Origin of the sequence: Streptomyces sp. NPDC059002, from assembly GCF_042740435.1 — a bacterium.
Classification (GTDB): domain Bacteria; phylum Actinomycetota; class Actinomycetes; order Streptomycetales; family Streptomycetaceae; genus Streptomyces.
On sequence record NZ_JBHYJI010000031.1, the window covers coordinates 87,842 to 111,763 of the forward strand.

At 71.2% G+C, this 23,922-nt stretch carries 20 protein-coding genes; 11 read left to right on the forward strand and 9 right to left on the reverse strand.

The window, feature by feature from the left end; translation table 11 throughout:
* Positions 1-10: 10 nt before the first annotated feature.
* From ACFWZ2_RS25960 to ACFWZ2_RS25980, 5 genes are all read left to right on the forward strand, one after another.
* Positions 11-823 (forward strand): hypothetical protein, encoded by an 813-nt coding sequence (locus ACFWZ2_RS25960; protein ID WP_384549536.1) that lies wholly within the window; start codon positions 11-13, stop codon positions 821-823.
* Positions 824-851: 28 nt separating this feature from the next.
* Positions 852-1,280, forward strand: a complete 429-nt coding sequence (locus tag ACFWZ2_RS25965; protein ID WP_384549538.1) for a hypothetical protein — start codon at positions 852-854, stop codon at positions 1,278-1,280.
* A 39-nt stretch (positions 1,281-1,319) separates the two neighbouring features.
* Complete coding sequence (locus ACFWZ2_RS25970; RefSeq protein WP_384549540.1) at positions 1,320-1,874, forward strand: hypothetical protein; 555 nt, start codon at positions 1,320-1,322, stop codon at positions 1,872-1,874.
* Between the two features lie 108 nt (positions 1,875-1,982).
* Positions 1,983-3,398 (forward strand): carotenoid oxygenase family protein, encoded by a 1,416-nt coding sequence (locus ACFWZ2_RS25975; RefSeq protein WP_384549542.1) that lies wholly within the window; start codon positions 1,983-1,985, stop codon positions 3,396-3,398.
* Positions 3,399-3,496: 98 nt separating this feature from the next.
* Positions 3,497-4,306 (forward strand): polysaccharide deacetylase family protein, encoded by an 810-nt coding sequence (locus tag ACFWZ2_RS25980; protein ID WP_384549544.1) that lies wholly within the window; start codon positions 3,497-3,499, stop codon positions 4,304-4,306.
* 10 nt (positions 4,307-4,316) lie between these two features.
* Here ACFWZ2_RS25980 and ACFWZ2_RS25985 read toward each other — a convergent pair whose 3' ends face one another.
* Positions 4,317-5,546, reverse strand: a complete 1,230-nt coding sequence (locus ACFWZ2_RS25985; RefSeq protein WP_384549545.1) for a cytochrome P450 — start codon at positions 5,544-5,546, stop codon at positions 4,317-4,319.
* Positions 5,547-5,651: 105 nt separating this feature from the next.
* Between ACFWZ2_RS25985 and ACFWZ2_RS25990 the strand changes: the two genes are divergently transcribed.
* Entirely contained in the window at positions 5,652-6,086 is a 435-nt protein-coding gene (locus ACFWZ2_RS25990) for an SRPBCC family protein (protein ID WP_384549548.1), read from the forward strand.
* A gap of 211 nt (positions 6,087-6,297) precedes the next feature.
* On the opposite strand, the gene ACFWZ2_RS25995 is transcribed toward ACFWZ2_RS25990, so the two are convergent.
* The 5 genes from ACFWZ2_RS25995 to ACFWZ2_RS26015 all read right to left on the reverse strand — a co-directional run bounded on the left by ACFWZ2_RS25995 (position 6,298) and on the right by ACFWZ2_RS26015 (position 13,076).
* Entirely contained in the window at positions 6,298-7,449 is a 1,152-nt protein-coding gene (locus ACFWZ2_RS25995; RefSeq protein WP_384549550.1) for an XdhC family protein, read from the reverse strand.
* A gap of 43 nt (positions 7,450-7,492) precedes the next feature.
* Positions 7,493-8,950 carry an NCS2 family permease gene (locus ACFWZ2_RS26000; protein ID WP_384549552.1) on the reverse strand — a complete coding sequence of 486 codons (1,458 nt, stop codon included), beginning with the start codon at positions 8,948-8,950 and terminating at the stop codon, positions 7,493-7,495.
* A gap of 231 nt (positions 8,951-9,181) precedes the next feature.
* Positions 9,182-11,572, reverse strand: a complete 2,391-nt coding sequence (locus ACFWZ2_RS26005) for a xanthine dehydrogenase family protein molybdopterin-binding subunit (RefSeq protein ID WP_384549553.1) — start codon at positions 11,570-11,572, stop codon at positions 9,182-9,184.
* A 2-nt stretch (positions 11,573-11,574) separates the two neighbouring features.
* The gene (locus tag ACFWZ2_RS26010; protein ID WP_384549554.1) at positions 11,575-12,186 is read right to left on the reverse strand and encodes a (2Fe-2S)-binding protein; all 612 of its coding nucleotides are present in this window, start codon (positions 12,184-12,186) and stop codon (positions 11,575-11,577) included.
* Complete coding sequence (locus tag ACFWZ2_RS26015; RefSeq protein WP_384549556.1) at positions 12,186-13,076, reverse strand: FAD binding domain-containing protein; 891 nt, start codon at positions 13,074-13,076, stop codon at positions 12,186-12,188. The genes ACFWZ2_RS26010 and ACFWZ2_RS26015 overlap by 1 nt, the downstream gene beginning before the upstream one ends.
* Positions 13,077-13,425: 349 nt before the next feature.
* Here ACFWZ2_RS26015 and ACFWZ2_RS26020 point away from each other — a divergent pair, with 349 nt between their 5' ends.
* Both ACFWZ2_RS26020 and ACFWZ2_RS26025 read left to right on the forward strand, forming a co-directional pair.
* Positions 13,426-15,156 (forward strand): PucR family transcriptional regulator, encoded by a 1,731-nt coding sequence (locus ACFWZ2_RS26020; protein WP_384549558.1) that lies wholly within the window; start codon positions 13,426-13,428, stop codon positions 15,154-15,156.
* Positions 15,157-15,398: 242 nt separating this feature from the next.
* A complete protein-coding gene (locus ACFWZ2_RS26025; protein ID WP_384549560.1) occupies positions 15,399-16,160 on the forward strand; it encodes a hypothetical protein in 762 nt (253 codons plus the stop codon).
* A 25-nt stretch (positions 16,161-16,185) separates the two neighbouring features.
* Here ACFWZ2_RS26025 and ACFWZ2_RS26030 read toward each other — a convergent pair whose 3' ends face one another.
* A complete protein-coding gene (locus ACFWZ2_RS26030; RefSeq protein WP_384549562.1) occupies positions 16,186-16,845 on the reverse strand; it encodes a DUF4360 domain-containing protein in 660 nt (219 codons plus the stop codon).
* A gap of 140 nt (positions 16,846-16,985) precedes the next feature.
* Entirely contained in the window at positions 16,986-17,765 is a 780-nt protein-coding gene (locus ACFWZ2_RS26035) for a GntR family transcriptional regulator (protein ID WP_384549564.1), read from the reverse strand.
* A 158-nt stretch (positions 17,766-17,923) separates the two neighbouring features.
* Between ACFWZ2_RS26035 and ACFWZ2_RS26040 the strand changes: the two genes are divergently transcribed.
* The gene (locus ACFWZ2_RS26040; RefSeq protein ID WP_384549566.1) at positions 17,924-18,787 is read left to right on the forward strand and encodes a (2Fe-2S)-binding protein; all 864 of its coding nucleotides are present in this window, start codon (positions 17,924-17,926) and stop codon (positions 18,785-18,787) included.
* 188 nt (positions 18,788-18,975) lie between these two features.
* Entirely contained in the window at positions 18,976-20,079 is a 1,104-nt protein-coding gene (locus ACFWZ2_RS26045; RefSeq protein WP_384549568.1) for a DUF2637 domain-containing protein, read from the forward strand.
* 24 nt (positions 20,080-20,103) lie between these two features.
* On the opposite strand, the gene ACFWZ2_RS26050 is transcribed toward ACFWZ2_RS26045, so the two are convergent.
* Positions 20,104-20,589, reverse strand: coding sequence for an ATP-binding protein (locus ACFWZ2_RS26050; protein ID WP_384549575.1), 486 nt, complete (start codon positions 20,587-20,589; stop codon positions 20,104-20,106).
* A 176-nt stretch (positions 20,590-20,765) separates the two neighbouring features.
* On the opposite strand from ACFWZ2_RS26050, the gene ACFWZ2_RS26055 reads away from it, so the two are divergent.
* Entirely contained in the window at positions 20,766-23,822 is a 3,057-nt protein-coding gene (locus ACFWZ2_RS26055) for an alpha-mannosidase (protein WP_384549570.1), read from the forward strand.
* Positions 23,823-23,922: the final 100 nt, after the last annotated feature.

The following is a 23,922-nucleotide window of genomic DNA, read 5'->3' on the forward strand; positions in this document are numbered from 1 at the left end:
AGGCGGAATCATGCCCCAACAGTTGGCGATCATCGTGCTCGTGGACGTCGGCAATGCGCTGGAGTCCAACTCGCTCGACGGCAACACCTATCTGTTCGACAACATGAAGCTGCACGGCTCCACGAACCAGGGCACCGGCGAGCTGGTGACCGCGATCCACGGCTCGTACTGGCGGGACGGTTCGCAGGCCAGTGAACAGGTGCTCAACTGGCTGCCGTACAGCCTGGGTTCCATTCCGCCGACCGTGCCCCGCGGCTACGAGGTCGAGCGGGCCCGGCAGAGCGACGAGCAGGCCCTGGCCGAACTGCAGGAGCTCGCGGCCAAGTCCACGGTGCCCAGTGCCGACGCGACGGCGGAGCTGAACCGCATCCGCAGGAACGTGGGCAGCCGGATCAAGACCACCCGGCGCACCAGCGGCCGCATGTCCGGCCAGAAGATCGTGGACGTCACGGGCCAGGTCGTCACCGAGGACGCCACGGCGGCGGCCAGCTACCCGGCTCCGGTGATCACCGACATCTACGGCGAGGCGGTCGACGCCAAGGTCATCTATCCGGCGGAGTACGGATCGCCGGACATGGTGACCGACGGCTGGTACTGGGCGGCCTCGGTCGACACGTCCCGCCCGGGGACGTACACGTACACCATGCGCATCCAGCTGCACAAGCTGGCGCAGACGAACGGCGAACTCCGTTGGGACCCGGTCAACCTGACCTGCTCCTCGGCCATCAGGATCGAGTCGGAGCCGCGGCGCAACGCCTTCACCAAGGCGGGCGTCGGCCCGCTGCCCATCCCCCTGACCCCGCCGTCCACGCGCGGCGCCTGAGCACCCCCACCCGGACGAGGAGGAACAGATGACCACCAAGCCGAGGCGGGAAGTCGCCGCGAAGCGGCCGATCTCCATCACCGCGGTCGTGGACGCCGTGGGTGCCCTTGCGGCGGGCAACCTGCGGGGCCACCTGTACTTGTACGACACGAACAAGGCGGGGGGCTCCACCGGGTTCGGCAGCGAGGAGCTGCAGACCAAGGCCCAGCGCGGCGATCAGCTCATGTGGAACTGTCTGGCGCTGGAGTGCGAGGCGTTCGTCGCCATCGACGGGATCGTCATCGACAGCGAGTTCTGCGAGCCGGAGCGGAAGGTGTACCCCGGCACCGACGTCGCGTACTGGACCGGGACGGTGAAGAAGGCCGCCACGGGACCGATCCCGTACCAGATCAAGTTCAAGGTGGGCACCAGGGACGCACCGATCACCACCACCCTGTCGCCGACCATCGTCGGCTAGGGACCGGGCAGTCATGACGGCGTACGCACAGGAGGAACGATGACGACCAGCACGCGCAGCAGCGCGCCTGAGAAGCAGAATCCCGGTCAGCTGAACTCGGTCCAGCTCAACATCGTGACGCTCATCAACATGGAGCGGGCGACGGAGACGGGCTCGCTGAGCGACTCGATGTACATGATGGACAACAGCATCGGCGGCAAGGGGCAGGGCACGTCCTCGCTGGAGACGGTCTGCAAGCAAGGGCAGGTCATCAACTGGATCGTGCGGCCCATCGACATGGAGAAGCGCCTGGACGGCACCTGGCCCCCCATGCCGAAGATCAACAACATCGTGTTCCTCGACACCGAAGTGGGCGACGAGGAGGACGTGTCGGAGCGCAGGATCTTCAACGAGCTGAAGATCTACGGCGGCCCCGACCGCACCCGCGACAAGTACACGTCCGTCTACTACTACTGGGCGGGTGCGGTCAGTCCCACCGCGAAGCCCGGCCTGTACCGGTACCGCCTCGTCCTGGAGCTCGAGCAGGAGCACAAGAAGGAGCGGCTGTACCTGAACACGGCGATCCACCCGTCGATCAGGATCCTCCCGGTCTGACGCCGCACGTCGTCGCGGGCCCGCGGATCCGATGGGGTACCTAGCACCACCCCAAGAGGGTCCTCAGGCCCAGCGACATGATCGTTCCGCCGGACCAGAGTTGAGGTCATGACGGAACAGACGACGCACAGCAGCCAGCAGCACGAGCAGACCGGTCACCCCTTCCTCGAGGGCGCCTACGCGCCCGTCAGGGAAGAGGTGACCGAGTTCGATCTCCCGGTCACGGGCCGCATTCCCCAGGAGCTGAACGGCCGCTATCTGCGCGTCGGTCCGAACGCGCTCGGCGTCGAGGACCCCAAGGCCCACCACTGGATGCTCGGCGAGGGCATGGTGCACGGCGTGCGGCTGCGCGACGGCAAGGCCGAGTGGTACCGCAACCGCTGGGTCCGTTCGGCCTCCGTGGCACGGAAGCTGGGCGAGCCCTACCCCTGGGCCGTGCCCGAGAACGACTTCGCGCCCAACACGCATGTGATCGGCTACAAGGGCCGCATCCTCACGCTGCAGGAGGCGGGCCCGCAGCCCTACGAGCTCGACGGCGACCTCTCCACCATCGGCCCCTGCGACTTCGAGGGCACCCTGGACGGGTCGTTCATGTCGCACACCAAGTTCGACGCGGCAGCCGACGAGCTGCACGCGGTCACCTACCACCCGACGTGGGACCACGTCCGCCACCTCGTGCTCGACGCGTCCGGCACGGTCACCCGGACGACCAGGATCCCGGTGTCCGACAGCCCGATGCTGCACGACTTCGCGCTCACCGAGCGGTACGTGGTCGTCTTCGACATCCCCGTCACCTTCGACCGGCGGGCCGCCGAGGCCGGCGAACCGGTGCCGTACAGCTGGAACGACGACCACCCGGCGCGGATCGGCGTGATGTCGCGCGACGGCGGTCCGGTGCGCTGGTTCGAGACGGAGCACGTGTACTACTCGCACACCCTGAACGCCTACGACGACGGGGACAGCGTCGTCATCGACCTCACCACGTTCCCCGCCCCCTTCCTCGTCGGCGGGCGCGGCTCGGGCGGGCCCGCGGCCAGCGGCACCCCCTCGCTCGACCGCTGGACGGTCGACCTCAGGGCGGGCCGCGTGCACACCCGCCGCATCGACGACCGGCCGCAGGAGTTCCCGCGGATCGACGAGTCGCTGGTCTCGCGCAGGCACCGGTTCGGCTATCTCGCCTCCACGGCCCCGCTGTACGAGGGGTACGACTCGGTCGACGGCAGGCCGGGCAGCCGGGAGTACGACAACGCGCTCATCAAGCACGACCTGGAGCGCGGCACGTCCCAGGTGCACCGGCTCCCGAAGCACGCCACCGCGGGCGAGGCCGTGTACGTCCCCGCGGCGGGCTCGGCGGCGGAGGACGACGGGTACGCGCTGGCCTACGTCGCCGATCCGGAGCGCGGCGCGACCGACCTGGTCATCCTCTCCGCGCAGGACTTCACCGGGGAGCCGCTGGCCCGGATCCATCTGCCGGGGCGGGTGCCGATGGGGCTGCACGGCAGCTGGGTCGCGGACGCGGCCTGACCTCGGGGAACGCGGCGGGAAGAGGCTCGGGAGGCGTCCGCGGGGCGCCCCCGATGCCGCTATGAACGACATGTATACGCCACGTGTATAGTGCTCGCATGCCTGCCGTGAACATGCCTTCCGCCATCAAGACGACGCCCTCCCCCAAGAGGTTGCGCCGCACCGCCTCCGCCCTCGCGGCGGGGGCGGCCCTCGCGCTCGCGCTGACCGGGTGCACCCAGCTCGAGACCACCTCGCCCAGCACCGTCCGCAAGGACGCGGCGGACGCGAAGGCCGCGGACCAGGGCAAGTTCGGCACCGTCGACTGCCGCAAGGCCAAGTGCGTGGCCCTCACCTTCGACGCGGGCCCGAGCGAGAACACGCCGAAGCTGCTCAAGATCCTCAAGGAGAAGAAGGTCCCCGCCACCTTCTTCACGCTCGGCAAGAACCACATAGAGAAGTACCCCGAGCTCGTGAAGCAGATGGACGCCGAGGGGCACGAGGTCGCCAGCCACACCTGGTCGCACAAGATCCTCACGAAGATCTCCGCCAAGGAGGCGCGCGAGGAGCTGGAGCGCCCCAACGAGGCGATCGAGAAGCTCATCGGCAAGAAGCCGACGCTGATGCGCCCGCCGCAGGGCCGCACCAACGACGACGTCAACAAGCTCACCAAGGAGCTGGGGCTCGCGGAGATCCTGTGGACCGTCACCGCCAAGGACTACACGACCAATGACTCCAAGCTGATCGAGAAGCGGGTCATCGACCAGACCAAGCGCGACGGCATCATCCTGCTGCACGACATCTACAAGGGCACCGTCCCCGCCGTGCCCGGCGTCATCGACAAGCTGAAGGAGCGCGGCTACGTCTTCGTGACCGTGCCCCAGCTGCTCGCCCCGGGCAAGGCGGAGCCGGGCAAGATCTACCGCTAGCAGCCGCAGGTCACCACGCCAGGTGCAGCGCCTCGGGCGAGCGGTGGATCAGGGTGGGCCGCATCGTGACCGGCGGCCCGTCCTCGGCGATCCGAAGGCCGGGCAGCCGCCGGGTGAACAGTTCGAGGGTGAGCCGGAGCTGCTCACGGGCGAGCTGCGCACCGGGGCAGCCGTGCCGCCCGAGGCCGAACGCCAGATGGCGGGCCTCCTGGCGGCGCGTGATGTCGAAGACGTCGGGCCACGCGTGCCGCGCACCGTCGCGGCCCGCCGCCCCGAAGGCCACCAACAGCACGGATCCCGCGGGCAGTTCGGTGCCCGCGAGGGTCACGTCCCGCGTGGCCACGCGGCGGAACGCCTGCAGCGCGGAGTCGTACCGTGCGGCCTCCTCGATCGCCGCGGGGATCCGCTCGGGCTCCTCGCACAGCAGCTTCCACTGGTTCGACCTGCGCAGCAGATGCAGGAACGTCGTGCCGATCAGGGCCGTGGTGGTGAGATGCCCCGCGAGCAGGAAATTGGCCAGCTGCGCGCCGAGTTGGTGCCGCTCCTCCAGGGTGAGCGGCTGGTCGGCGGGGCCCGGCGCGAGCGAGGCGACCAGCTCGGTGGCCAGGTCGTCGCGCGGCGCCGCCCTGCGCGCACGCAGCAACGCGTCGAGGACGTGCTGCCCCGCCACGACGTCCTCGGCCGCGGCCACCTGCCCCGCCTCGTCCATCGGCCGGAAGAGCAGCTCCTCGGTGCGGTGCCCGCCGTGCACGGCCGTGGGCACGTCCGCCGCGTCGAGCCCGACGAGCCTGCCGATCACGTCACCGGGCAGCCGCCGCGCGTACGCCGCCATCAACTCGACGTGCCCGTCGGCGATGAAGCCGTCGACGAGGGCCTCGGCCCGTTCCCTCGCATACGGCAGCACGTGCGCGACCCGCGCCGCGGAGAGACCGCGGACCAGCGGCGCGCGCAGCAGCTGGTGCTCGGCGCCGTCCGCGCTCACCACGACCTGACGGCCGCCGAATCCCCCGCCCAGCACGGCGAACGCCGCGGGTGAGGGCATGACGTCGCCGCGCAGTACGTTGGCCGACGAGAAGTCGTCGGGGCGACGCAGCACCTCGCGCACATCGGCGTCACGGGCCACCAGCCAGGCGTCGAACTCGGGCACGAAGATGAGCCCTTCCGCCGCGCGGGCCCGGTCGTAGAGCGGATAGGGATCGCGCGTCAACGCGTCGATCCTGTCGTGCTGTTGAGGATCCACGGGGGCCTCCGGGCGCCGGCCTGGATGCGGTGTCCGCCCATCGTGGCGCAGCGCGCGGCGGGGCGGAAGGGCGCATGCGGCCCTCCGCCTGGCAGGCTCGGGGGCGTGGCTCTCTTCCAGTTCACCAAGGACGTACCCCTGCCCGCCGCCGAGACGTGGTCCCGGCTGACCGCGTGGGAGCGGCACGCCGACGCCGTCCCGCTGACCCGCGTCCGGGTCCGCACGCCCCCGCCCACCCGGGTCGGCACGGTCTTCGTGGCCCGCAGCGCGCTCGGCCCGATCGGCTTCGACGACGTGATGGAGGTCGTCGAGTGGCAGCCGCCGCGGGACCCCGCACCCGGACGGTGCCGCCTGGAGAAACGGGGCACCTTCGTGACGGGCTGGGCAGAGATCGAGGTGTACCCGCACACCCCGCACAGCCGGGTCATCTGGCGCGAGGACCTACGGGTCCGGCACCTGCCCGCCCTGTGCGACGGCCTGCTGGCGAGGGTGTCGGTACGGATGTTCACCCGAGCGGTAACCCGCCTGACCGCCCCGTAAGGGGCGCGGGGAACTCCGCAAGGGGCGCGAGGAACCGCGCAAAGGAGCGCGGGGAACTCCGCAAAGGGGCGCGGGGAACTGCGCGCCCAGCCACAGCGCATCCGCAGCCAAAGAGAAACACCCCTTAGACCACGAACCCGATCCGCCCCGCAAGGGGCGCGAGGAACGGCGCGCCCAGCCACAGCGCACCCGCAGCCAAAAAGGAGACGCCTCAGGCCACGGACCCGATCCGCCCCGAAGCCCTCCGCGTTCCATCCGGATGGATGGGCGTGTGCGCCCCGGTCAGCGAAACCCCGCTCCCACCCCGCCGATTGGCGACGATCTCCGAGGCGATGGACAGGGCGGTCTCCTCGGGCGTCCGCGCACCGAGGTCGAGCCCGATGGGCGACCGCAGCCGGGCCAGCTCCAGTTCGCTCACCCCGACCTCCCGCAGCCGCTTGTTCCTGTCCTCGTGCGTACGCCGCGATCCCATCGCCCCGACGTAGGCGACGGGAAGCCTCAACGCATGCTGCAGCAGCGGCACATCGAACTTCGCGTCGTGCGTCAGCACGCACAGCACGGTGCGGCCGTCGGTCCCGGTCCGCTCCAGATATCGGTGCGGCCACTCGACGACGATCTCGTCGGCGTCGGGGAAGCGCGTCGGGGTGGCGAACACGGGCCGGGCGTCGCAGACAGTGACGTGATAGCCGAGGAACTTGCCCATCCGCACCAGCGCCGACGCGAAGTCGATCGCGCCGAACACGATCATGCGGGGCGGCGGCACGCTCGACTCGACGAGCAGCGAGAGGGGCTGTCCGCAGCGCGACCCGTCCTCGCCGATCTCGATGACGCCGGTCTGTCCCGCGTCCAGCAGGGCGCGGGCCTCCCCCGCGGCCGTCCTGTCCAGCTCCGGGTGTCCGCCGAGGCTCCCTTCGTACTCCCCCGAGGAACGGACGAGCAGGGCGCGGCCCACCAGCTCCGCGGGCCCGGACGTGATGCGCGCGACCGCCGCCGCCTCCCCCGAGGAGGCGGCGGAGAGCGCGGCGGCGAGCACCGGCCGTGACGGGGTGTCCGCCCGGACCGGGGTGACCAGGATGTCGATGATTCCGCCGCAGGTCAGCCCCACGGCGAAGGCATCGTCGTCGCTGTAGCCGAAGCGTTCGAGGACGGTCCCGCCGTCCTCCAGGGCCTGCCGGCACAGTTCGTAGACGGCGCCCTCCACACATCCGCCGGAGACGGAGCCGATGGCCGTGCCCTCGCTGTCGACGGCGAGCGCGGCTCCCGGCTGCCGGGGCGCGCTCCCGCCGACCGCCACCACGGTGGCGACGGCGAAGTCACGTCCCTGCTCGACCCACCGGTTCAACTCGTCGGCGATGTCCAGCATGTCGGCCTCCTCAAGGCTCTGCGGGTGTGGAGGGCTCAGCGCCTCAGTGGACGCCCAGCCATCCTTCGATGGGGTTGAGGGCGAAGTAGACGATGAAGATCACCGTCAGGCCCCACATGAAGGCGCCGATCTCGCGCGCCTTGCCCTGCGCGATCTTGATGGCGACCCAGGAGATGACACCCGCCGCGACACCGGTGGTGATGGTGTACGTGAAGGGCATGAGCACGACGGTCAGGAAGACCGGGATGGCGGTGCCGCGGTCGGCCCAGTCGACGTGCCGGGCGTTCATCATCATCATCGCTCCGATGACGACGAGCGCGGCGGACGCGACCTCCTGCGGCACGATCGCGGTGAGCGGCGTGAAGAAGAGGCAGGCCGCGAAGAACAGGCCGGTGACGACCGAGGCGAGGCCCGTGCGGGCGCCTTCGCCGACGCCGGTGGCGGACTCGACGAAGACGGTCTGTCCCGAGCCGCCCGCGACGCCGCCGATGGCACCGCCCGCGCCGTCGATGAACAGCGCCTTGGACAGGCCGGGCATGCGGCCCTTGTCGTCGGCGAGGTTGGCCTCGGTGCCGACGCCGATGATGGTGGCCATCGCGTCGAAGAAGCCGGCGAGCACCAGGGTGAAGACGATCATGCCGACGGTCATCGCGCCGACCTCGCCCCAGCCGCCGAACTCGACGTCGCCGATGAGCGAGAAGTCGGGCGAGGAGACCGCGCTGCCGTGCAGTTCGGGGGCGCCGTTCGCCCACTGCTCGGGGTCGATGACGTCGAGCGCGTTGAGCACGACGGCGACGACGGTGCCGGTGACGATGCCGATCAGGATCGCGCCGGGGGTGTTGCGCGCCTGCAGCATGAAGATCAGGAGCAGGGTGCCCGCGAAGAGCAGGACGGGCCAGCCCGCGAGTTCACCGGCGGGGCCGAGCGTGAGTGCGGTGGCCTTGCCCTGGTGGACGAAGCCGCCCTTGACGAGGCCGATGAGGGCGATGAAGAGGCCGATGCCCATGGTGATGCCGTGCTTGAGGGCGAGCGGGATCGCGTTCATGATCATCTCGCGGAGCCCGGTGACGACCAGGAGCATGATCACCGCGCCGTACATCACACACATGCCCATGGCCTGCGGCCAGGTCATCTCGGGTGCGACCTGCGAGGAGATCACGCCGGACACGGAGAGCCCGGCGGCCAGGGCCAGCGGCACCTTGCCGACGAAGCCCATCAGGAGCGTGGTGACCGCCGCGGCGAGCGCCGTCGCGGTGATCAGGGCCTTCTGGCCCATGGTGTCCCCCGCCGCGTCCTTGCCGGACAGGATCAGGGGGTTGAGCAGGACGATGTACGCCATCGCCATGAAGGTGGTGATACCGCCGCGCACCTCACGCGCGACCGTGGATCCCCGCCGGGATATGTGAAAGTACCGATCGAGCCAAGACCTGCCGGCCGGGACGCGCGAGCCGTGGCCCGCGTCCTCTGCGGTGGTCTTCGGCTCCACTGACGACTGGGTCATGGTGCCTACTCCCAAGGTTCACAGGGGCACCCGCAGAGCTGCGGGATTTGGGATGGTGCGTTGGCTGCACGACCCGGGGGACGGCCCGAGACGAACGACATCTCCCGCGACAAGAAGGGGAGTTGAGCTCCGAGCGGTGTGGGCAGCGGAAGTGTGACGTTCCTGGGAGGCACACACCGCCCGGAGAGCTGTGCCGATCCCCGAGCGGAGGACCGGTCCCTCAGCGAGGGATCACGTACCGGTGAGGTGTTCTGGCCGTACCGGCGTCTTGTTGAGCTCCAGACCCGTCGCGTTCCTGATCGCCGCGAGGACGGCGGGAGTGGACGACAGGGTCGGGGCCTCGCCGATGCCACGGAGCCCGTACGGGGCGTGCTCGTCGGCGAGTTCGAGCACGTCGACGGGGATGGTCGGCGTGTCGAGGATGGTGGGGATCAGATAGTCCGTGAAGGAGGGGTTCCTGACCTTCGCGGTCTTCGGGTCGACGATGATCTCCTCCATGACCGCGACGCCCAGGCCCTGGGTGGTGCCACCCTGGATCTGGCCGATCACGGAGAGCGGGTTGAGCGCCTTGCCGACGTCCTGCGCGCAGGCCAGCTCGATGACCTTGACCAGGCCGAGCTCGGTGTCGACCTCGACGACGGCGCGGTGCGCGGCGAAGGAGTACTGGACGTGGCCGTCGCCCTGGCCGGTGCGCAGGTCGAAGGCCTCGGTGGGACGGTGCCGCCACTCGGCCTCGATCTCGACGGTCTCGCCCTCCAGGACGTCGACCAGGTCGCCGAGGATCTCGCCGCCGTCGGTGACGACCTTGCCGCCTTCGAGCAGCAGCTCGGCGGTGGCCCAGGCCGGGTGGTACGAGCCGAACTTGCGGCGGCCGATCTCCAGGACCTTCTCCCTGACCAGCTCGCAGGAGTTCTTGACGGCGCCGCCGGTGACATACGTCTGGCGCGACGCGGACGTCGAACCGGCGCTGCCCACCTGGGTGTCGGCCGGGTGGATCGTCACCTGGGTGACGCCCAGCTCGGTGCGGGCGATCTGCGCGTGGACGGTGACGCCGCCCTGGCCGACCTCCGCCATCGCGGTGTGCACGGTCGCGACCGGCTCGCCGTTGATGACCTCCATGCGCACCTTGGCGGTGGAGTAGTCGTCGAAGCCCTCGGAGAAGCCGACGTTCTTGATGCCGACCGCGTAGCCCACGCCGCGTACGACGCCTTCGCCGTGCGTGGTGTTGGACAGACCGCCGGGCAGCTGGCGCACGTCGGCGCCCTCGCTGGACTCCCACTGGCGCTCGGGCGGCAGCGGGCGGGCCTTGATGCGGCGCAGGATCTCGGCGACCGGGGCCGGCGAGTCGACCGGCTGCCCGGTCGGCATGATCGTGCCCTGCTCCATGGCGTTGATCCTGCGGAACTCGACCCGGTCCATGCCCACCTTGTCGGCGAGCTTGTCCATCTGGGCCTCGTAGGCGAAGCAGGCCTGGACGGCGCCGAAGCCGCGCATCGCGCCGCACGGCGGGTTGTTCGTGTAGAGGGCGATGGCCTCGATGTCGACGTCGTCGATCACATACGGACCGGCCGACAGGGACGAGGCGTTGCCGACGACCGCGGGGGATGCCGACGCGTAGGCGCCGCCGTCCAGGACGATCCGGCACTTCATGTGCGTGAGCTTGCCGTCCTTGGTGGCGCCGTGCTCGTAGTGGAGCTTGGCGGGGTGGCGGTGCACATGGCCGAAGAAGGACTCGAACCGGTTGTAGACGATCTTGACCGGCTTGCCGGTGCGCAGCGCGAGGAGGCAGGCGTGGATCTGCATCGAGATGTCCTCGCGGCCGCCGAACGCGCCGCCGACGCCGGAGAGCGTCATGCGCACCTTCTCCTCGGGCAGGCCGAGGACGGGGGCGATCTGGCCGAGGTCCGAGTGCAGCCACTGGGTGGCGACGTACAGCTCGACGCCGCCGTCCTCGGAGGGCACCGCGAGGCCGGACTCCGGGCCGAGGAAGGCCTGGTCCTGCATGCCGAAGGTGTACTCGCCCGTGACGATGAAGTCGGCCTTCTTGGCCGCCTCTTCGGCGTTGCCGCGGATGATCGGCTGGCGGTGCACGATGTTCGGGTGCGGGACGTGCCCGATGTGGTGGTCGTCGCGGCCCTCGTGCACGAGCACGGCGTCGGGCGCGGTCGCCGATGCCTCGTCCGTGATGACGGGCAGTTCCTTGTACTCGATCACGATCTTCGCGGCGGCGCGGCGCGCGGTCTCCGGGTGGTCGGCGGCCACCAGGGCGACCGGCTCACCGTGGTGGCGGACCTTGCCGTGCGCGAGAACCGGGGTGTCCTGGATCTCCAGGCCGTAGTTCTTCATCTCGGCCGGCAGGTCGTCGTACGTCATGACGGCGTAGACGCCGGGCGTTTTGAGGGCCTCGCTCGTGTCGATCGACACGATCTCGGCGTGCGCGACGGTGGACCGCAGGGTCTGGCCCCACAGCATGTCCTCGTGCCACATGTCCGAGGAGTACGCGAACTCGCCGGTGACCTTCAGGGTGCCGTCCGGGCGCAGCGTCGACTCGCCGATGCCGCCCTTGGTCTGCGAACCCTGGGTGATCTTGCTGGGTGCGCCGGTCGTACGGGTGGATCCCATGGTCAGACCGCCCCTTCCTGGAGTCCCTGACGGTCCTGGCGGGCGGCCGCGAGACGGACGGCATCCAGGATCTTCTCGTAACCGGTGCAGCGGCAGAGGTTGCCGGAGAGCGCCTCGCGGATGTCGGCGTCGGTCGGCTGCGGGGTGCGCTCCAGCATCTCGTCGGCCGCGACCAGCAGACCGGGGGTGCAGAAGCCGCACTGGACGGCGCCCGCGTCGATGAACGCCTGCTGGATCGGGGACAGTTCACTGCCCTCGCCGGTCTGCGAGTCCTGGCCCTTGGCGCTCCACCGCTGGGCGTCCTGGAGCGAGGTGCCGCACGCGCCGGAGGCGCAGCCGCTGCCCGGGTGGGCGTCGTCCCGGTGCTTGGCGTAGTCGGCGAGGCCCTCGACGGTGGTGACCTCGCGGCCCTCCACCTGCCCGGCCGCGACCAGACACGAACACACCGGCACCCCGTCGAGCCGGACGGTGCAGGAGCCGCACTCGCCCTGCTCGCAGGCGTTCTTGGAGCCCGGCAGGCCCATGCGCTCACGCAGCACGTAGAGAAGGGACTCGCCCTCCCACACGTCGTCCGCTTCCTGCTGACGGCCGTTGACCGTGAAGTTCACGCGCATTATGCGACTCCCTCAGTGCTGCGGCCCGTGCCGCGGTACGACTCCCAGGTCCAGCCGAGCGTGCGGCGGGCCATGATCCCGACGGCGTGGCGGCGGTAGCTCGCCGTGCCGCGCACGTCGTCGATCGGGTTGGCGGCACCGGAGGCGAGCTCCGCGAACTGCTTGGCGATCGAGGGGGTGATGATCTTCCTGCTGTCCCAGAAGCCGCCCTCTTCGAGCGCCGCGTTCAGGAACTCCTCGGCCGCCTTCGCCCGGATCGGGGTCGGGGCGGCGGAGCCGATGCCGGTGCGCACGGTGCGGGTCGAGGGGTGCAGCGCGATGCCGAACGCGCAGACCGCGATGACCATCGCGTTGCGGGTGCCGACCTTCGAGTACTGCTGCGGTCCGTCCGCCTTCTTGATGTGCACGGACTTGATGAGCTCGTCGGCGGCGAGCGCGTTGCGCTTCACGCCGGTGTAGAACTCGTCGATCGGGATGAGGCGCGAGCCGCGCACCGACTCCACCTCGACCTCGCAGTCGGCGGCGAGCAGCGCCGGGTGGGCGTCACCGGCCGGGGACGCCGTGCCGAGGTTGCCGCCGACGCCGCCGCGGTTGCGGATCTGCGGGGACGCGACCGTGTGCGAGGCGAGCGCGAGGCCGGGCAGCTCCGTGCGCAGCTCCTCCATGATCTGGGTGTACGGGACGGAGGCGCCCAGCCGGACCGTCTCCTCGCCCACCTCCCACTCGCGCAGCTCGACGATGCGGTTGAGGTCAAGCAGGTACTCGGGACGACGGTGGTCGAAGTTGATCTCGACCATCACGTCGGTGCCACCCGCAATCGGCACAGCCGTGGGGTGCTCGGCCTTGGCGGCGAGCGCCTCCTCCCAGCTGGCGGGGCGAAGGAAGTCCATGAGGCTCTCTTCTTCGTATCGAGGGTCGTTCGCTTCGAAGGACAGATTCCCGATCAGGGGATTCCGTTTAGGCCACTCGGGCCGTTGGTCCCTCGACTGCTCGTTCATGTGCTGTTAACGCGGAGTGGGGCAAGTACACCGCCCGGTCGTCCGATGGGGTCAGTCACCGAAACCATGAAGGAGTTGGCTGGCCAAGGCGCGCGTCTTGTAGATTCGTATGAAGAGCGGGCCTCAGTAACCTCGCGGATTCCCCCTGGAAACCGGAGACGCTCGGCGACACAGAGCCCCTGCGCTACAGAGCGCACATGTTTGTACACACCATTCGAGACAGATCGGCGGCGACGACACCATGCGGCTGCGCGCACTCCTTGACACCGACGCGCTGGGCCTGCGGCTGCTCGGCGGCGAGGACGAACTGGACCGCACCGTGCGCGGTGTGATGACCACGGACCTGCGGGACCCCAGCCGCTATCTGGCGGGCGGCGAGCTGGTCCTCACCGGCCTCGCCTGGCGCCGCGACGCCGCGGACACCGAACCCTTCGTACGGATCCTCGCGAGCGCCGGAGTCGCGGCCCTGGCCGCCGGGGAGGCCGAACTCGGCGACATCCCCGACGACATCGTCGAGGCCTGCGCCCGGCACCGCCTGCCGCTCTTCGCGGTCAACGAATCCGTGGCCTTCGCGACGATCACCGAGCACGTCGTACGCCAGGTCTCCGGCGAGCGCGCCGGTGACCTGGCGGCGGTGGTCGACCGGCACCGCCGCCTGATGACCTCGGGCCCGGCGGGCGGCGGCCCCGATGTCGTCCTCGACCTGCTCGGCACCGACCTGGACCTGCGCGCCTGGGTGCTCTCGCCCGCGGGCCGCGTGATCGCGGGGTCCGGCGCGGCGGGCACCGCCCTGCCCGGACCGCTCTGCGCGCGCCTCGCCGGAGAGCACCTGGCCGCCACGCGGACCGGGCGGCGCGGGCCGCACCGGGTGACCATCGAGGAGGGCGGCGCGCAGCGCCTCGGTGAGGGGCGGCGGCCGGGTGACGGGTCGGGCGGGTCGACGTACTCGCTGTTCCCCATCCGGACCAGCAGCCGGGGCGTGGCCGGCGCCTCCCGGGACGTGCGCGAGACGGTCCTTTCCGACTGGGTCCTCGCGGTGGAGGCCGACGCGGGCGACTGGCCCGAGGAGCGGCTCGACCTGCTGCAGGGCGTGACCCAGCTGATCGCGGTCGAGCGGGACCGCCGCGACGCGGCCCGCACGGTGCGCCGCCGCCTCGCCCAGGAGGTCCTCGAACTGGTCCAGACGGGCGCGGCACCCGCCGAGATCGCCGCGCGCCTGCGCGTCGCGGCCCCCGTGCTCCTTCCGGGGCTCGGCGCGGCCCCGCACTGGCAGGTCGTGGTGGCCCGCGTGGAGTGGGAGGGCGGGGAGATCGAGGGCGGTCCGGTCGCCCAGTCCCTCCTGGAGGAGATCCTCGTCGACCCGCTGTCATCGGGGCCCGAGCCGTCCGACCGGATCGCCGTCGCCCACACGGGCGATGAGGCCATCGCGCTGGTGCCGCTGCCCGCGGTCACCACCGAGCACGACGGCCCGGAGACGGGCCTGCTCGCGGACTCCCTCCTGGAGTCGGTCCGCGACCCGCTGTCGGCGGGCCTCGCCGACGACGGCCGCCTCACGCTCGGCGTCAGCGCGTCCGTGCACTCGGCGGAGGGCCTGCGCGGCGCCCTGGAGGAGGCACGGCACGCCCGCAGGGTCGCCGCGGCGCGTCCTGGCCGGGTCTGCGCCGCGGGCCACCAGGAGCTGGCCTCGCACGTCCTGCTGCTGCCCTTCGTGCCGGACGACGTCCGCAGGGCGTTCACGGCGCGGCTCCTGGACCCGCTGCGGGAGTACGACCAGCGCCACCGCGCGGAGCTGATCCCCACACTGGAGGCGTTCCTGGACTGCGACGGCTCCTGGACGCGCTGCGCGGCCCGGCTGCACCTGCACGTCAACACGCTGCGCTACCGGGTGGGCCGTATCGAGCAGTTGACGAGCCGTGACCTCTCGCGGCTCGAGGACAAGCTGGACTTCTTCCTCGCGCTGCGCATGAGTTGACCGGGCCGCGCGCGAGCCGGGCAGGTCGCGCGGCGTTTGCGCGGTACGGAGGCCGGGGCGGGCCCGCACACGGGGTGCCGCCCTTGGCCTTCATGATCGGCTCCCAAACCCCGTTCCTTGCCCGCCCTTTGTGAATTCTTTCACCCAGCCTCTTGGCCGGGCCCCGCGATCCATGCTGAGATTCGCCCACGACTCAACAGCTCAATGGCGTGCTCGGGGAGGGCAACGTGGCGCATACCGCCATGTCTGGTACCGGAACGACTGCAGGGGACGATCCACTCCAGACCGCGGTATGGCGGCTGCGCTCACGCGGCTGCTGGACCGACGCTGCGGCGCTGCTCGCCACGCGGGCGGGGGTCGCGCCGGCGCTCCAGCGGACGGCGCTCCTCGTCGAGCGCTGCCTGTTCACCGGCGACGGCTGGGGCGAGGCCGAGGACGGCCTGCGGACCGCGGAGGCGCTCGCCGAGGACGACGACGACCGGGGCGCCGCGGCCTGCGAGCGAGGCCAACTGGCGTACGCCTCAACGGTCTTGAACGTACGGGACCGCGCCGACGAGGCCCGTACGGCGCTCGGCAGGGCGGCCGCGCTGCTCGCCCCGAACGCCCCCGGGCGGCCACTGCTCGACTTCCGGCGCGGGCTGATCGCGGAGCACATCGCGGACTCCCCGCAGGCCGCGAAGGCCGCGTACCGCCGTGCCCACGCGGGCGCCACCGCGCACTCCGACCCCCTGCTGCTCTCCTTCACCTGGCGCCACCTGGCCGGACTCGCCCTGCGCGACGGCGAGTTGGCGGAGGCGCGGCACGGCTTCACGGAGTCCCTGCGCATCCGCGAGGAACTCGGCTACCTGGTCGGCACCGCCCCCGCGCTCGCTGCGCTCGCCGACGCCGAGCCGGAACCGGAGGCCACCCGTCTGCGCGCCGAGGCCACCCGCCTCTTCCGCCTCCTGGGCGGAGTCCCCGCCTGGCTGGCCCAGCATCTGACGCCGCCCGCCCCGGCGCTGTAGCCGGGGCGGGCGGACACCGCGGGCGTCAGCGGCGCGCCGGGCACTTCTTCCAGGAGAAGTGGTACTTGGTGGTGAAGCTGCCGTCCGTGGAGTCCATCGCGATGAAGCTGGTGGTGTTGTCCGTGTCGGAACGGCCGCCGTGCGCGAGCAGTTCGGTGTTGACGTTGAAGTTCCGCTGCTCGCCGCAGGGCGCGTGCACCAGCGCCTGGATCGGGGTGGTGTCCGAGACCTGCCAGTTGTCCTGGAGCGGGCCGTGGAAGCGGTGCGTGCGGTACGACGTGCGGGTCATGCCCTGGAAGTAGTAGCTGGCCTGCTGCTCGGCGCTCGCGCCCTTCTGCAGGCTGGCGAAGCCGCGGTAGTCGGCCTTGGCGACGGCGTAGGTGAAGCCCTGCGGGGCGTGCACGTTCAGGCCGAGCTGGCAGTTCTTGCGGAAGTCCGTCGGCTTGGCGCCCTTGCCGACCTGGGCGAGGTACTCGCTGTACGTGACGGTGAAGGCCGTGTTGTCCGGGGAGACGGCCACGCTCGCGCTGCCGGGCCTGCAGCCCGAGCCGTTGACCGAGACGAGGTCGATGGTGACCTGGCCGGGCGGCGCGAGGGCCGCCTCGGCGGGTGCGGTCCCCGCCGCCGGGGTGAAGGCGGCGACGAGAGCCGCCGTTGCGCCACCGATGAACACCGTTCTGAACATGGGAGGTCCCTTCCGATCGTCCGCTGTGCCCGCGCGAACCATTCGGCGGGTCACTGAACGTCACCGAAGTCGACCACGTGACTACTCTGCGTCGCGGTACCCACGCCGTACGCCCGCCCCGTCGGGACGAGCGGGACCACTCAGCCCGACGCCCCCGCGAAGTGCTCCCTGACCAGCGAGGAGACCACGCCGAGATCCTGGGCGGCGAGCGCGTCGAGCAGGGCCATGTGCTCCGCCGCGTCCGCGACCAGGTCGGCCCTGCGGCCCGATACGGGGCCGCTCACGAGGGGCCACTGCGAGCGGCGGTGGAGATCGTCGGCGACCTGGACGAGCTGCCGGTTGCCGGAGAGGGTGAGCACCGCGCCGTGGAAGGCGCGGTCGGCCTCGGCGTAGTGCGCGAGGTCGCCGCACGCCGCGGCCGCCGCACTCGCCTCCGCGAGCGGCCGCAGCTCGGCCCAGCGCGCCGCGGGCACCGTACGGGCCAGGCTCAGCATCACCGGCACCTCGATCAGCGCCCGCACCTCGGCGAGTTCCGCGAGTTCGCGCGCGCTGCGTTCGGTGACCCGGAAGCCCCGGTTGGGCACGACCTCCACGGCGCCCTCGACGGCGAGCTGCTGCATGGCCTCGCGGACCGGGGTCGCGGAGACGCCGAAGCGCTCGCCGAGCACCGGGGCCGAGTAGACCTCGCCGGGGGTGAGTTCGCCGCCCACGAGGGCGGCACGGAGGGCATCGAGGACCTGCCCGCGCACGGAGGTGCGCCGGACGGCCGCGCGCACCGGGGCCGGTTCGCCGTGGGTGTGCTCGCCCCTGGCCCCACCGTGGGCCGCGTGCGCCCCGCGCGTCCCTGCCGCCTGTTCCGGCACCCGGACACGGGGCACCCCGGCGCGAACGTCCGTCTCGCGCGCCCTGGCCTGCTCCACTCGGTCCTCCTCAGGGCCGCCTCACCACTGCTCCCCCGTCCCGAAAGGTACGAGAGGCACGAGAGGCACCATAGGCGGACAGCACCGCAGTTGAAACCTCGATCACGTCGGGTAAGGTAAGGCTTACCTGCAATCGATCGCGATTCGGTGGTCCCCGCATGTCCGTCCCCACCTTGGCCGCGCCCGCCCGCGGCGGCGCCTCCAGCCCCGTAGCGGACTCCTACGCCCGCCTCACCGAGGTGTTTCCCGGACTGTCCATCACCGAACTCGGCCACGAGGAACCGGCCCCCCAGGGCGGCGGCTGGGTCACCGCCGCCCTGCTCGCGGAGGGCGGGGCCGACCTCGACGCGTTCCTCGCCTGGGACGACGCACAGGTCCTCAAGGACTACGGCACCCGGGCACGCACCGACGTGGTCGCCAGCTTCGGCCTGCACCGGTACGCCTGGCCGGCCACCCTGCTGATCACGATCCCGTGGTTCCTGCACCGCCGCGTCCCCCGCTTCCCCGTGGCCGACGTCTCCTTCCAGCGCACCCTGGGCCGGATGGCCGTGCGCCCGGGGAGCTTCGCCTGTCTGCCGGACGACCCGGCGGCGGTGCTGCCCGGCGCCCGTGTCGTACCGGACGAGGAGGCGCTGCGCGCGGAGGTGCGGGCGGCGGTCGCCGAGCACCTCGGCCCGCTCCTCGACGGCTTCGGCCCCCGGATGCGGCGCCGCTCGCGCGCGCTGTGGAGCGTCGCCACGGACGAGATCGTCGAGGGCCTCTGGTACATCGCGCACCTCCTCGGCGAGGAGCGGCGCGCCATGACGGAGCTGGAGCAACTGCTGCCCGGCGCCACGAAGCCGTATGTGGGCACGGCCGGATTCCGCGAGCTGACCGGGCCGAACGGCGAGGCGCTGCCGACCAGGGACCGGGCGAGCTGCTGCATGTTCTACACGCTGCGCCCCGAGGACACCTGCGTCACCTGCCCGCGCACCTGCGACGCCGAGCGCATCGCGCGGCTCAGCGCAACCGCCTCCGCCTGAACCACCCCTTCGTGCGCGCTTAATCGAACTCAACCATCGCTCCCCCGCAGCGAGTTCGAGTAAAAGTGCGCTCTGCGTGCTCCCTTGCACCCCCTTGGCGTTCTCTTGCCCCGAAACCCCCCTGAGGGCCATCGGGATTGGGTCAATATGGCGCCCGAAACGCCCTACCGCGATGCAAGGGACCCCAGATGAGACTGACCGACATATCGCTGGACTGGCTGCTCCCCGGCGGCGTCCTGCTCCTGGGCATGCTGGTGGCGGTGGCGGTGCTCGCGCGCGGCAAGCGCGACCACGAGAAGACGAAGTCCGGCAGCGACGAGACATGGGAACGCAGCGAGGAGCGCCGCAGGCGCAAGGAAGCCGTCTACGGCACCGCCTCCTATGTGCTCCTGTTCTGCTGCGCCGCGGTCGCCGCGGCACTCTCCTTCCACGGCCTGGTCGGCTTCGGCCAGCAGAACCTCAGCCTCTCGGGCGGCTGGGAGTACCTGGTCCCGTTCGGCCTCGACGGCGCGGCGATGTTCTGCTCCGTCCTCGCCGTGCGCGAGGCGAGCCACGGGGACGCGGCGCTCGGCTCGCGCCTCCTCGTGTGGACGTTCGCGAGCGCGGCCGCCTGGTTCAACTGGGTGCACGCGCCAAGGGGGTTGGGCCACGCGGGCGCTCCGCACTTCTTCGCCGGGATGTCGCTCTCGGCGGCGGTGCTCTTCGACCGCGCGCTGAAGCAGACCCGCCGTGCCGCGCTGCGCGAGCAGGGCCTGGTGCCGCGGCCGCTGCCGCAGATCCGCATCGTGCGGTGGCTGCGCGCGCCCCGTGAGACCTTCGGCGCCTGGTCGCTGATGCTCCTGGAGGGCGTACGCACCCTGGACGAGGCCGTCGAGGAAGTGCGGGAGGACCGCCGCGAGAAGGAGCGCACGCGGCTGCGCAGGCGGGACCAGGAGAAGCTGGAGCGCGCGCAGCTCAAGGCGATCAGCCGGGGCCACCGCGGATACTCGCGGAGGGGGTCCCCCCTCCTCGAGCGAAGCCGAGAGGTTGGGGGAGGCCGCCAGGTCGAGGTACAGGCCGTCGCACCGGCCGCAGGGTCCGCGCAGGTCGGCGCGGACCCTGCCATAGCGCCGCAGGAGCAGCTGCCGGTACGCGCCCGTCCCTCCCTCCAGGCCGTCAAGAACGGCCGTGACGACATGAACTCCGCCGCCCCCGTCACCGTCGACCTGACGGCGGAGGACGACACGCAGACGCTGCCCCGGCTCGACTCGCTGGAGCAGAAGCTCAAGGACCTTGAGCAGCAGTTCGGTTGACCCCGTCGACGGCGGCGGCAGGCTTCACGCCATGCCGCCGCCGTTCAGCTCGAACCACACCACCTTGCCCACCCCGTGCGCCCGCACGCCCCACGCGTCGGCGAGGGACTGCACCAGGACGAGGCCCCTGCCGTGCGTACCGTCGTCGGCGTTCGGTACGCGCGGCTTGGGGCGCCGCCCCACGAAGTCCCGCACCTCCACACGGAGTCCGTGCGGGCCCACGGTCGCGGTGACGATGGCGTCGTGATCGGTGTGCACCAGCGCGTTGGTGACCAGCTCGCTGGTGAGGAGCTCCGCTATGTCGGATCTTCCCGGCTTCCCCCAGTGCCTCAGGAATTCCCGCAGGGCACGCCTGACCTCGGACACCGCGCGCAGGTCGGACCTGCCCAGCCTGCGCCTGAGCTGCACCCGGTCGGGTACCGCGGACACCTCGTCGCTCGACTCTTCCCGTACGTTGGATGAAGTGGCCCCGATTCCCCCGGAGCCGCCCCCACGTGCCTGCCTCGTCATGACCCCCGCCCACCAGCCGATGACCTTGCCTCCCTGCTCGAACACGTTCACGGGATGAATGCCCAGGGCCCATGGCGGCACTCCTGTCGAATCGTCAACCATTGACGGGGGTGCGCCGGAGGGTTGGGGGGAAGTGAAGCGGTGGACCCCGCCGCCGAGCGTTCCGAGGAGCCCGAGTGCACGACGACAGACTGCTGGTGGAAGGCCGCCTGGAGCGGGCGCTGCGCCAGTTCATCCGACCCGCCCAGTACGCGCGGCGGGAGCCGCTGACCCTCTCGGTCTGGCACGCCCCGGGCGAACCGGTGCCCGTCGCGACCGCCCTCGACGCGGTGTACGAACCCTTCGAGACCGGCACCCCGTGGGGAAGTCCCTGGTCCACCAGTTGGTTCCGGCTTCAAGGGCAGGTGCCCGACGAGTGGCGGGGGCGCCGGGTCGAGGTGGTCGTCGATCCCGGCTTCACGGGCGAGGGGCCGGGCTTCCAGGCGGAGGGTCTGGTGTACGACGCGGCGGGCGTTCCCCTGAAGGGGATTCACCCGCGCAACCGGCATATTCCGGTGGCCTCCCCCGCGCGGGGCGGCGAAACGGTGCACCTACTCCTGGAGGCGGCGGCCAATCCCGCCGTTCTGCACGACTTCGTGCCGACCCCCCTCGGCGACGTACTGACCGCAGGCAATACCCCGATCTACCGATTCGCGTCTGCCGATCTCGCCGTACTCGACGAGGACGTATGGCAGTTGATCCTGGACATCGAGGTCCTGTCCGAGTTGATGTCCGAACTGGATGCCGACCGTCCGCGGCGGCACGAAATCCTGCGGGCTCTCGAGGACATGCTCGACGCGCTCGATCTGCACGACGTGTCCGGCACGGCCGCCGCGGCGCGCGCCGAGCTCACCGGCGCACTCGCCAGGCCCGCCCACGCGAGCGCGCACCGTGTATCGGCGGCCGGGCACGCGCACATCGACTCGGCCTGGCTGTGGCCGCTGCGCGAGACCGTGCGCAAGGCCTCACGGACGTTTGCCAATGTGACGGCCCTCGCCGAGGACTACCCGGAGCTAGTCTTCGCCTGTTCGCAGGCGCAGCAGTACGCCTGGGTGAAGGAGCACCAGCCGCACATCTGGGAGCGCATCAAGAAGGCGGTGGCGGACGGGAATTGGGCGCCGGTCGGCTCGATGTGGGTCGAGTCGGACGCCAACATGCCGGGCGGCGAGGCGCTCGCCCGGCAGATCACGCACGGCAGGCGGTTCTTCCGCGAGGAGTTCGGCATCGAGACGGAGGAGATCTGGCTGCCCGACTCCTTCGGATACACCGCCGCCTTCCCGCAGCTGGCGAAGCTCGCGGGCATCCGCTGGTTCCTCACGCAGAAGCTGAGCTGGAACCAGTCCAACAAGATGCCGCACCACACCTTCTGGTGGGAGGGCATCGACGGCACCCGGGTCTTCACCCACTTCCCGCCCGTGGACACCTACAACTCGCAGTTCCACGGCGCCGAACTCGCCCACGCCGAGCGGAACTTCGCCGACAAGGGTCGGGCGACGCGCTCCCTGGTGCCGTTCGGCTGGGGCGACGGCGGGGGCGGCCCGACCCGCGAGATGATGGAGCGGGCCCGCAGGCTCCGCTCCCTTGAGGGCTCGCCGCGCGTCGAGATCGAGAAGCCGTCGGCGTTCTTCGCGGCGGCCGAGGAGGAGTACGGCGCGCGGGCCCCCGTCTGGTCCGGCGAGCTGTATCTGGAGCTGCACCGCGCGACGTACACCACCCAGGCCGCCACCAAGCGTGGCAATCGTCGCAGTGAACACGCCTTGCGCGAGGCCGAGTTGTGGTGCACGGCCGCGGCGCTGCGCGATCCGGCGTACGTCTACCCGTACGACACCCTGGACCGGCTGTGGAAGACGGTCCTGCTGCACCAGTTCCACGACATCCTGCCGGGCTCGTCGATCGCCTGGGTGCACCGCGAGGCGCGCGACACCTATGAGCGCGTCCTCGCCGAACTCGACGGACTCACCCTCGCGGCGGCGCGCTCCCTCGGCGCGGGCGGCCCCGCCGCGCTGAACGCCTCGCCGTATCCGCGCAGCGAGATCGTCGCGGCCGACGACGGCACGCTCGTGCACGTCGAGGTGCCCGCGCTCGGCACGCAGAGCCTGGAGATCGCGGCGGGCTTCACCCGGGAGCCCGGCAGGGGCGTCTCCGCGGGGACGGACGGCACGGCGATCGTACTGACCAACGAGCAGCTGCGGGTCACCGTCGACGCGGCCGGACTCCTCACCTCCGTACGCGACTTGGCGGAAGGCCGGGAGGTCCTCGCGGCCCCCGCCAACCTCCTCCAGCTGCACCCCGACCACCCCACGCACTACGACGCCTGGGACCTCGACCGGCACTACCGGCACCGGCACACCGACCTCACGGACGCCGAGTCCGTCGAGCTGGTCGAGGACGGGCCGCTGCGCGTCGCGGTGCGGGTGGTGCGGGCCTTCGGGGCCTCACGGATCACGCAGGAGATCCGCCTCGCGGCCGGGAGCAGGCGGGTGGACATCGTCACCGACGTCGACTGGCGGGAGTCGGAGAAGGTGCTCAAGGCCGCCTTCCCGCTCGACGTGCACGCCGAACGGTCCGCCGCCGAGATCCAGTTCGGCCATGTGCACCGCCCCACGCACGCCAACACCGGCTGGGACGCTGCCCGTTACGAGATCTGCGCGCACCGCTGGCTGCGGGTCGCCGAGGAGGGGTACGGGGTCGCGGTGCTCAACGACGCGACGTACGGCCATGATGTGACGCGCACGGAGCACGAGGGCGTGCTGGGCACGACGGTGCGGCTGACGCTTCTTCGGGCGCCGCACAGCCCCGACCCGGAGACGGACCAGGGCACGCACCGCTTCACGTACGCGCTGCTGCCCGGCGCCACGACCGGTGACGCGGTCGCGGCGGGGCTCGCGCTCAATCTGCCGCTGCGGGTGGCGGCCGCGCCGGTGCTGCCGTCGCTCGTGGCCGTCGACCATCCCGCGGTCACCGTCGAGTCGGTGAAGCTCGCGGACGATCGCAGCGGGGATGTCGTGGTGCGGCTCTACGAGTCGCAGGGGGGTCGCGCCGCCGCGACGTTGCGGACGTCGTTCCCTGTGGCGCGGGCGGAGGTCACGGATCTCCTTGAGCGGCCCCTCGGACCTGCCGAGACCGGTGAGTCCGGGCTCGCCCTCGGCCTGCGGCCTTTCCAGATCGTGACGCTGCGGTTGCGCCCGGCGTGAGCGGTTCGCTGGGGGCCGGTTTGAAGCTGCGGGTTTGATGTGGCTGGGCGCGCAGTTCCCCGCGCCCCTGAAAGGCCGGTGCCCGGCCCCCTCTCGGGGC